This is a genomic window from Vibrio sp. Vb1729, assembly GCF_033338655.1.
GTDB classification, from domain to species: domain Bacteria; phylum Pseudomonadota; class Gammaproteobacteria; order Enterobacterales; family Vibrionaceae; genus Vibrio; species Vibrio alginolyticus.
The window spans coordinates 46,182-54,857 of record NZ_JAWOTB010000018.1; the positions used below are offsets into that span (position 1 = coordinate 46,182).

11 protein-coding genes are annotated in these 8,676 nt (G+C 45.6%); 9 read left to right on the plus strand and 2 right to left on the minus strand.

What is annotated here, in order from left to right:
* Positions 1–105: 105 nt before the first annotated feature.
* Positions 106–1,047 carry an isoaspartyl peptidase/L-asparaginase family protein gene (locus R7E29_RS10560; protein ID WP_031812779.1) on the plus strand — a complete coding sequence of 314 codons (942 nt, stop codon included), beginning with the start codon at positions 106–108 and terminating at the stop codon, positions 1,045–1,047.
* A gap of 83 nt (positions 1,048–1,130) precedes the next feature.
* On the opposite strand, the gene R7E29_RS10565 is transcribed toward R7E29_RS10560, so the two are convergent.
* On the minus strand, positions 1,131–1,358 hold the full coding sequence (locus R7E29_RS10565) for a SlyX family protein (protein WP_005381455.1): 228 nt from the start codon (positions 1,356–1,358) through the stop codon (positions 1,131–1,133).
* Positions 1,355–2,341: a WD40 repeat domain-containing protein gene (locus tag R7E29_RS10570; protein ID WP_017633742.1), complete on the minus strand. Its 987-nt coding sequence runs from the start codon at positions 2,339–2,341 to the stop codon at positions 1,355–1,357. The genes R7E29_RS10565 and R7E29_RS10570 overlap by 4 nt, the downstream gene beginning before the upstream one ends.
* Positions 2,342–2,469: 128 nt before the next feature.
* On the opposite strand from R7E29_RS10570, the gene fkpA reads away from it, so the two are divergent.
* The 8 genes from fkpA (at position 2,470) to fusA (ending at position 8,445) form a co-directional block, all read left to right on the plus strand.
* Positions 2,470–3,252 (plus strand): FKBP-type peptidyl-prolyl cis-trans isomerase, encoded by a 783-nt coding sequence (gene fkpA, locus R7E29_RS10575; protein WP_054577175.1) that lies wholly within the window; start codon positions 2,470–2,472, stop codon positions 3,250–3,252.
* A 143-nt stretch (positions 3,253–3,395) separates the two neighbouring features.
* Positions 3,396–4,118 carry a transcriptional regulator gene (locus R7E29_RS10580; protein WP_005382804.1) on the plus strand — a complete coding sequence of 241 codons (723 nt, stop codon included), beginning with the start codon at positions 3,396–3,398 and terminating at the stop codon, positions 4,116–4,118.
* The gene (tusD, locus tag R7E29_RS10585) at positions 4,115–4,510 is read left to right on the plus strand and encodes a sulfurtransferase complex subunit TusD (RefSeq protein ID WP_017821752.1); all 396 of its coding nucleotides are present in this window, start codon (positions 4,115–4,117) and stop codon (positions 4,508–4,510) included. The genes R7E29_RS10580 and tusD overlap by 4 nt, the downstream gene beginning before the upstream one ends.
* Positions 4,507–4,863 carry a sulfurtransferase complex subunit TusC gene (gene tusC, locus R7E29_RS10590; protein WP_054577174.1) on the plus strand — a complete coding sequence of 119 codons (357 nt, stop codon included), beginning with the start codon at positions 4,507–4,509 and terminating at the stop codon, positions 4,861–4,863. Before tusD ends, tusC begins: the two co-directional genes overlap by 4 nt.
* 7 nt (positions 4,864–4,870) lie before the next feature.
* Complete coding sequence (tusB, locus tag R7E29_RS10595) at positions 4,871–5,146, plus strand: sulfurtransferase complex subunit TusB (RefSeq protein WP_005382799.1); 276 nt, start codon at positions 4,871–4,873, stop codon at positions 5,144–5,146.
* 177 nt (positions 5,147–5,323) lie between these two features.
* Entirely contained in the window at positions 5,324–5,698 is a 375-nt protein-coding gene (gene rpsL / locus R7E29_RS10600; protein ID WP_004399892.1) for a 30S ribosomal protein S12, read from the plus strand.
* Between the two features lie 101 nt (positions 5,699–5,799).
* Positions 5,800–6,270 carry a 30S ribosomal protein S7 gene (rpsG, locus tag R7E29_RS10605; protein WP_005382796.1) on the plus strand — a complete coding sequence of 157 codons (471 nt, stop codon included), beginning with the start codon at positions 5,800–5,802 and terminating at the stop codon, positions 6,268–6,270.
* Positions 6,271–6,345: 75 nt separating this feature from the next.
* The gene (gene fusA, locus R7E29_RS10610; RefSeq protein ID WP_005382794.1) at positions 6,346–8,445 is read left to right on the plus strand and encodes an elongation factor G; all 2,100 of its coding nucleotides are present in this window, start codon (positions 6,346–6,348) and stop codon (positions 8,443–8,445) included.
* Positions 8,446–8,676 lie beyond the last annotated feature (231 nt).

The following is an 8,676-nucleotide window of genomic DNA, read 5'->3' on the forward strand; positions in this document are numbered from 1 at the left end:
TATCTAGCAAAGCTTTGAAAAGCGCAAGTTGAGTTTTCAACTTGCGCTTTTTGTTTATCTAAGGTGTAGTGCCAACCATACAAGGAATAACAGTTGGACAAAGTGATGACGAAACCTTTCTCGATTGCCATTCATGGCGGTGCAGGCACCATCTTGCGTGAACAGATGAGCGATGAGCTGCAACAATCCATCTTGGCGGATTTAGAAGCTGCGGTAAAAGCGGGACATCAAATTCTAGACACGGGCGGTGAAGCCTTAGATGCCGTCGTAGCGGCAGTGAAAGTATTGGAAGACTCTCCTAACTTTAATGCGGGTAAAGGCTCAGTGCTGACCAACAACGAAATGGTTGAAATGGACGCTTCTGTGATGGATGGGCGAAACCTTGCAGCAGGCGCGGTCGCTGGGGTTCGTCATATCAGAAACCCAATTGAGCTCGCTCGTGACGTGATGCGAAACAGCAATCATGTGTTGTTGGTGGGTGAGGGCGCAGAGAAGTTTGCTTTTGAGCAAGGCCATGAGTATACCGAGCAAGATTACTTCTTTACTGATCGCCGTTATGAGCAGTTGCTGTCTATGCGTGAGAAAGGACTGTTTGCTTTGTCGGAATCTCGTTACCCAGATGACCGTAAGCACGGTACGGTTGGTGCGGTAGCGTTAGATCAACAAGGCAACTTAGCCGCTGCCACCAGTACGGGTGGCGTGACGAATAAGAAATACAACCGAGTCGGAGATTCGGCTCTTATTGGTTGTGGTACGGTGGCCGAAAATGGCGTCGTGGCAGTTTCCACTACGGGTGTCGGCGAGTTCTTTATTCGTAAACGTGTTGCGGAAGACGTTGCAGCACGTATGCGTTACTTACAAGAAGATATTCATACGGCTTGTGAACACATTATCCAAGGTGATCTCAAACAGATGGGCGGAGAGGGCGGTTTGATTGCCATTGATGCTAAAGGTGAGATGCACTTTGCGATGAACAGTTCTGGCATGTACCGAGCAGGCATTAATACGCAAGGCGAGCTGAGCGTTAAAATCTACGCCGACGAATAGCTTCCTCTTGAGTACCTTCTTAAGTAATTAATACAACAAAGCCCAGAACATGTTCTGGGCTTTATGCTATTTGAGCCTGCATTTTAATAATGCGGTGGTGGGGTTTCTTCTGACGGATCGGCTAAATTCGACGAGTCCATATTTTTTACTTTACCTACCACATATTTCATCTGATCGAGCATCTTGGTAATTTGCAGTTGTTGCTGCGATAAAGCTCCGTTCAGATCTTCAATAGTCTGTTCTTGGAACGCAAGCTGACATTCTAAGTCATTAATGCGTGCTTCCAATTGCTGAATGATTTTTTCTGTCATGATCCGTTCTCTAACTGCCAAGCTTGGGCAATACCTGCTGAAGTAGCAGTAATTACGCGTTGTTTTGAATCAAAGGCTGCATCATACACGACCGCACGGGGAGGGCGAGTGTCTTTTTTGGGCTCCACTTCAAATCCACTCATTCGTTTTCCGGTTTGAGTATCCCATATCGACACACGGCCAGAAGGGCTTCCTGTGACTAGTTGAGTCCCGTCGTCAGAAAATCGTGCGGTAGAGAAAATTAATTGGCGTGACCAACTGCTCAACTGTGTGACTTCTTGTCCAGTTTTTAAATTCCAAACAATCGCTTGGTTTCCGCCATCAGATGTCATTGCTAATTTTCCATCTCTTTGCAGGGCCACGCGAACAATTCGTTGTTCATGTTCGAAGGTTCGTAGTACTTGTCCGGTTTCGGTGTCCCACAGATACGCTTTATAGTCATTACCTCCGGTTAGGGCGAAGCGCCCATTAGGAGAAATGGCCACGGAATTGACTTTTTCACGATGTGCAAGGAACTCCATGCGACGCCCGGTGACTAAGTTGACATAAATTGCTTTACCGTTGGATAACCCAAGCAGAACTTGTTCACCATTACTGGTGATATCAACGTCGCGAATGAGCGCATCAGAGATAGACCAAAGGCCTTCGGATTGCGTCCAGCCTAGGTCCCAAACTGCGAAGTTCATTTGGCTTGCTGTAATTGCGTAGCGACCATTGTCAGATATGCGGATATGGGAAACCACATTGGCATCGGCATCGAGTTCACCCAGATTGGCTAGTTGTTCATTTTGCTCTAGGTCCCACAACATCAAATGACGTTGTTGAGAATAGAGCAGAGCAAACCGTCCATCTCTGCTAAGTGCGAAGCTCGTCGCACCTTGAGGTTCTATCGGCCAACGCTGCACTTCACGCTCGGCGAAAAAGCAACCATTTAACGTGGTGATGACAATTAAATATAGGAATAAATGAAAAATTCTTTGCATCACATCTAATAATCCGGTTTGTGTCTTAAGACATATAGCTAGTATATTGGTATAACGATTGTCTTCACTAGTCTCATAGAAGATTTGTGCACAACAACCAATGGCAGAGCCATTATTGGGAGAATTTAATGAAATCAGTTTTAAAAGTGTCGCTACTTGCTGCAACAGTTATGCTAGCGGTAGGTTGTCAGAAAGAAGAAACTAAAACAGAAACCGCACCTCAAGCAGAACAAGTTCAAGCAGAAACCGGTAAAGCGGTTCACTTTAAAACCGACGACGACAAAGCGGCATACGCAATCGGTGTTTCATTTGCTAACTACCTAAGCACAAGCATCGACAAGCCAAGCGAAATCGGCATTAATCTTAACAAAGATTTGGTACTAAAAGGTATCGAAGACGTCTTCAAAGGCAATGCTGAATTGAATGAAGAAGAAACACGTGCAGCACTAGAATCTCTAGACAAGCGTGTTGCAGAAAAGATGCAAGTACAAGCGGCTGAGAAAGCAGCTGAAGCGAAAAAAGCTGGCGATGATTTCCGAGCTGAGTTTGAGAAGCAAGAAGGCGTAGTGAAGACAGATACAGGTCTTCTATACCAAGTAATGACACCAGCTGAAGGTGAGAAGCCAAAAGACACTGATACGGTTCAAGTACACTACAAAGGTACTCTGATCGACGGTACTCAGTTCGACAGCTCATACGATCGTGGTGAACCTGCAACGTTCCCACTTAACCGTGTAATCCCAGGTTGGACAGAGGGTGTTCAGCTAATGCCTGTGGGTTCTAAATTCAAATTCGTTATCCCGCCAGAGCTAGCATACGGTGACCAAGACACACCAAGCATTCCTGCTAACTCAACGCTAGTATTTGAAGTTGAGCTGCTAAAAGTTGAGAACGACAACGCAGAGCAATAACAATAAGCTGCGATAAGTTATTGAAAAAGGTCCGTTTAACGGGCCTTTTTTGTTCTAGGTCACTAGTTGGTGAGTTTGCTAGGTTGCTTTTCAAATTTTCTGATAAACTTACACCAATTTGTTGATTTTTCGCTCGAAGGCTTATGACAACTACAGAAACAATAAACGCGGAGATGTTGCTCGAAATGGAATCCGTTAACGTGATGCCGTTTACCGAGCACGACAAAATCATTTTAAGATCTTATGAGGCGGTCGTGGATGGTATCGCCAGCCTGATAGGTCCATTTTGTGAAATCGTTCTTCACTCTCTAGAAGACTTAAATACCTCTGCAATTAAAATCGCTAACGGTGAAAACACGGGGCGCCAAGTCGGCTCACCAATCACTGATTTAGCGCTTAAGATGCTAAAAGACATCGAAGGCTCGGAGCGCAACTTCTCACGTTCGTACTTTACCCGTGCAAAAGGTGGCGTGTTGATGAAGTCGATTACTGTCGCCATTCGTAATGGCGAAAATCGCGTGATTGGTTTGTTGTGTATCAACGTCAACTTGGATGCGCCTTTCTCGCAAGTCCTTCAGTCTTTCATGCCGACGCAAGAAGCGAAAGAAGCGGCTTCCTCGGTCAACTTTGCTAGTGACGTAGAAGAGCTGGTGGACCAAACTGTTGAACGCACCATCGAAGAGATCAATGCGGATAAATCCGTGTCTAACAACACCAAAAATCGCCAGATCGTGATGGAGTTGTACGACAAAGGTATCTTCGATATTAAAGATGCCATCAACCGTGTCGCGGATCGCCTTAATATTTCAAAACACACCGTTTACTTGTACATTCGTCAACGTAAAACCGAGGATGATGAAAGGTGAGTAAACTGACTTACACGTTAGTGGTGAATGGTCCCGTTTATGGCAGCCAGTCAGCGCGCAGTGCTTATCAGTTCGCCAAAGCGGTGATAGAGCAAGGCCATCAGCTAGTGAGCGTCTTCTTTTATCAAGATGGTGTGACTAATGGTACTGCTTTGAGTGTGCCAGCCAACGATGAATTTGATCTCAATAAGGCGTGGCAGTCTTTGGCTAAAGAGCATGGTGTTCGCCTAGAAACTTGTGTCGCGGCCGCTTTGCGTCGCGGGATTGTAAGTGAAGAAGAAGCGAATCAACATGGTTTGGTTCAGAACAATCTAGCCGATGGTTTTGAACAAGCAGGCTTAGGTAGCCTAGCTGAAGCGATGTTAACCCAAGACAGAGTGGTACAGTTTTGAGTCAGTTAACTTATCTATTTCGTAGTGCGCCACATGGCAGTGCAGCTGGTCGTGAAGGTGTGGATGCACTGTTAGCCGCGTCGGCTTACTGTGAAGATATCAGCGTCATTTTCATGGGTGACGGGGTATACCAGCTTCTACTCGGGCAAGACCCCAACAATATTTTGAGTAAAGATTACGCGCCGATGTTAAAGCTTTTCGATTTATACGACATCGAACAAGTCTTTGTGTGTTCAGAGTCGTTAACCCAGCGAGGTTTGGCGCAAGCGGATTTAGTCATTGAAGCCCAAGCGTTAAGCTCAGAACAGCTCAAAGCTAAGTTACAACACGCTGGCAAGCTACTGTCTTTTTGAGGAAGTTATGTTACACATCATAAAAACAGTCTCTGCTCTAGAAGACGCTATGCCTTTATGCAGTGAACAGGATGACATCTTACTTATAGAAGATGCAGTGTACGCTGCTAACTCGCAACATAAAGCATTTTCCCATCTAAAAAATCGCAGCGTATTTGTGTTAGAGAGCGATGCGCAAGCTCGCGGTATTGCAAATCGTATCAGTCCATCGCTGACGATTGTGAATTACTCAGGCTTCGTTGAACTAACAGCAAAACAGGATAAATCCCTAACTTGGGATTGAACAAGATTTGCTGTCGACAAAGCTTTACGGATGAATTGTTCTAATTGAACAAAAAAGATCCGTATATTTCTTGACACACCTCTCACTGCTGCATAGAATTTTGCGTCCCTAACTGCATTGGCAGTTGGGGATAGATTTTTCACAAAGCTTACTTTCAAGTAAATCAGGAGCTAGTTAATGGCAACTATTAACCAGTTGGTACGTAAGCCACGTGCAAAGCAAGTTGTTAAAAGCAACGTGCCTGCACTAGAAGCGTGCCCACAAAAACGTGGTGTATGTACTCGTGTTTACACTACTACACCTAAAAAACCTAACTCAGCACTTCGTAAAGTTTGTCGTGTACGTCTGACAAACGGCTTCGAAGTTACATCGTACATCGGCGGTGAAGGTCACAACCTTCAAGAGCACTCAGTTGTTCTAATCCGTGGTGGTCGTGTTAAAGACCTTCCAGGTGTGCGTTACCACACTGTTCGCGGCGCACTAGACTGTGCTGGCGTAAATGACCGTAAACAAGGTCGTTCTAAGTACGGTGTGAAGCGTCCTAAGTCTTAATGGATTCCGTTAAGTAAGGCCAAACACTAAATTATTTTTAATTTTTTGAAAAAACTGAAAAGTTTTGGATAAAACCTGAAGAAGACAACGGAGATAAATCCATGCCACGTCGTCGCGTCATTGGTCAGCGTAAGATCCTTCCAGATCCAAAATTCAAATCTGAATTGCTGGCAAAATTCGTTAACATCCTAATGGTTGACGGTAAAAAATCTACTGCAGAGAAAATCGTTTACACTGCACTAGATGCTATGGCTGAAAAGTCTGGTAAAGACCACTTAGCTATTTTTGAAGAAGCTCTTGAAAACGTTCGCCCAGCGGTAGAGGTTAAATCTCGCCGTGTTGGTGGTTCAACTTACCAAGTACCTGTAGAAGTACGTCCGGTTCGCCGTAACGCACTTGCTATGCGTTGGTTGGTTGAAGCTGCGCGCAAGCGTGGTGAAAAATCTATGGCTCAACGCCTAGCTGCTGAAATGCTAGACGCGTCTGAGAACAAAGGTACTGCGGTTAAGAAACGTGAAGACGTTCACCGCATGGCTGACGCAAACAAAGCGTTCGCTCATTACCGTTGGTAATACCTTCTGTGCTGCGAGGTTCTCTCGCAGCACTTTTCTATACTCTAAGGTACACCTTAGTAAGAGGATACAATCGTGGCTCGTAAAACTCCTATTGAGCTATACCGTAATATCGGTATCTGTGCTCACGTAGATGCAGGAAAAACAACCACAACTGAGCGTATTCTGTTCTACACTGGCCTTTCTCACAAAATCGGCGAAGTTCACGATGGTGCAGCAACCATGGACTGGATGGAGCAGGAGCAGGAGCGTGGTATCACTATCACATCCGCTGCGACTACTACATTCTGGCGTGGTATGGAAGCACAGTTCCCTGAGCATCGCGTAAACATCATTGATACCCCTGGACACGTTGACTTTACTATCGAAGTAGAGCGTTCTCTTCGTGTACTTGATGGTGCTGTGGTTGTGTTCTGTGGCTCATCTGGTGTTGAACCTCAGTCTGAAACTGTATGGCGTCAAGCAGACAAATACCACGTTCCACGTTTGGTATTTGTAAACAAGATGGACCGTGCGGGCGCAGACTTCCTACGCGTTGTGAACCAAATTAAGAATCGTCTTGGTGCGACTCCTGTTCCAATCCAGCTGAACGTTGGTGCGGAAGATGAGTTCAGAGGTGTCATCGACCTTATCAAGATGAAAATGATCAACTGGAATGATGCCGATCAAGGCACTTCGTTTACTTACGAAGACATCCCAGCTGACATGATTGAACTTGCTGAAGAGTGGCGCAACCACATGGTTGAATCCGCTGCTGAAGCTAGCGAAGAGCTGATGGACAAGTACCTTGAAGAAGGTGAATTGACTGAAGCTGAGCTCAAACAAGCTCTACGTACTCGCACACTAAATAACGAAATCGTACTGGCTACTTGTGGTAGTGCGTTTAAGAACAAAGGTGTTCAAGCGGTACTGGATGCAGTAGTTGAGTTCTTGCCATCGCCTGTTGACGTACCTGCAATTAAAGGTGTCGACGAAAGAGAAAATGAAGTTGAGCGTCATGCTGACGACAACGAACCTTTCTCAGCGCTAGCGTTTAAGATTGCGACTGACCCATTCGTGGGCACGCTAACTTTCATGCGTGTTTACTCCGGTGTTGTAAACTCGGGTGACGCTGTTTACAACTCAGTAAAAGAGAAGAAAGAGCGTTTCGGTCGTATCGTTCAGATGCATGCGAATAAGCGTGAAGAAGTGAAAGAAGTTCGCGCTGGTGATATTGCAGCTGCTATCGGTCTGAAAGACGTAACAACAGGTGACACACTGTGTGATCAGAACCACAAAGTGATTCTAGAGCGCATGGAGTTCCCTGAACCAGTTATTCAGATTGCTGTAGAGCCTCGTTCTAAGGCAGACCAAGAGAAAATGGCTATCGCGCTAGGTAAACTAGCAGCGGAAGATCCATCATTCCGCGTGGAAACGGACGACGAATCAGGTCAGACTCTGATCTCAGGTATGGGTGAACTTCACCTAGACATTATCGTTGATCGTATGAAGCGTGAATTCAGCGTTGATTGTAACGTTGGTAAACCTCAGGTTGCTTACCGTGAAACCATTCGTGGTAAAGCGGAAGTTGAAGGCAAGTTTGTTCGTCAATCAGGTGGTCGTGGTCAATACGGTCATGTTTGGGTCAAACTTGAGCCTTCTGAGCCTGGTGAAGGTTTCGTATTCGTAGACGAAATCGTGGGCGGTGTGATTCCTAAGGAATACATCAGTTCGGTATCGAAAGGTATCGAAGAGCAAATGAATAGTGGTGTTCTAGCGGGTTACCCTGTACTAGATATTAAAGCTACACTATTTGATGGTTCTTACCACGATGTAGACTCAAGCGAGATGGCGTTTAAGATCGCTGGCTCGATGGCATTCAAGAAAGGTGCACTAGAAGCACAACCTGTGATTCTAGAACCTATGATGAATGTCGAAGTAACCACTCCGGAAGACTGGATGGGTGACGTTGTTGGTGACCTAAACCGTCGTCGCGGTATCATTGAAGGCATGGACGAAGGTGTGGCTGGTCTTAAGATCATCCGTGCTCAAGTACCACTATCCGAAATGTTCGGTTACGCAACTGATCTACGTTCTGCAACTCAAGGCCGTGCGTCTTACTCTATGGAGTTTCACGAGTACGCTGAAGTGCCGAAAAACTTCGCAGATAAAATTATTGCAGAGCGTGGTTACTAATTGACGATTGAACTGCAAAAAGTTTACGACTTTTTGCGAGATCAGGGCGTCCAAATATTGCGCTAACGGGCGTTGGCGCATAAAATAACAATTTCTGGCGCGTCGTCGATCAATAATGATCACGACGAATCATAACTAGGAAGGAACACGATCGTGTCTAAAGAAAAATTTGAACGTACGAAACCGCACGTTAACGTTGGTACTATCGGCCACGTTGACCACGGTAAAACA

What these genes read in the sequence shown, in the direction of transcription:
- R7E29_RS10560 (WP_031812779.1), top strand. Translation starts at nt 106, where the DNA reads ATGACGAAACCTTTCTCGATTGCCATTCATGGCGGTGCAGGCACCATC.
- R7E29_RS10580 (WP_005382804.1), top strand. Translation starts at nt 3,396, where the DNA reads ATGACAACTACAGAAACAATAAACGCGGAGATGTTGCTCGAAATGGAA.
- R7E29_RS10570 (WP_017633742.1), bottom strand. Translation starts at nt 2,341, where the DNA reads ATGCAAAGAATTTTTCATTTATTCCTATATTTAATTGTCATCACCACG.
- rpsL (WP_004399892.1), top strand. Translation starts at nt 5,324, where the DNA reads ATGGCAACTATTAACCAGTTGGTACGTAAGCCACGTGCAAAGCAAGTT.
- tusB (WP_005382799.1), top strand. Translation starts at nt 4,871, where the DNA reads ATGTTACACATCATAAAAACAGTCTCTGCTCTAGAAGACGCTATGCCT.
- rpsG (WP_005382796.1), top strand. Translation starts at nt 5,800, where the DNA reads ATGCCACGTCGTCGCGTCATTGGTCAGCGTAAGATCCTTCCAGATCCA.
- fkpA (WP_054577175.1), top strand. Translation starts at nt 2,470, where the DNA reads ATGAAATCAGTTTTAAAAGTGTCGCTACTTGCTGCAACAGTTATGCTA.
- R7E29_RS10565 (WP_005381455.1), bottom strand. Translation starts at nt 1,358, where the DNA reads ATGACAGAAAAAATCATTCAGCAATTGGAAGCACGCATTAATGACTTA.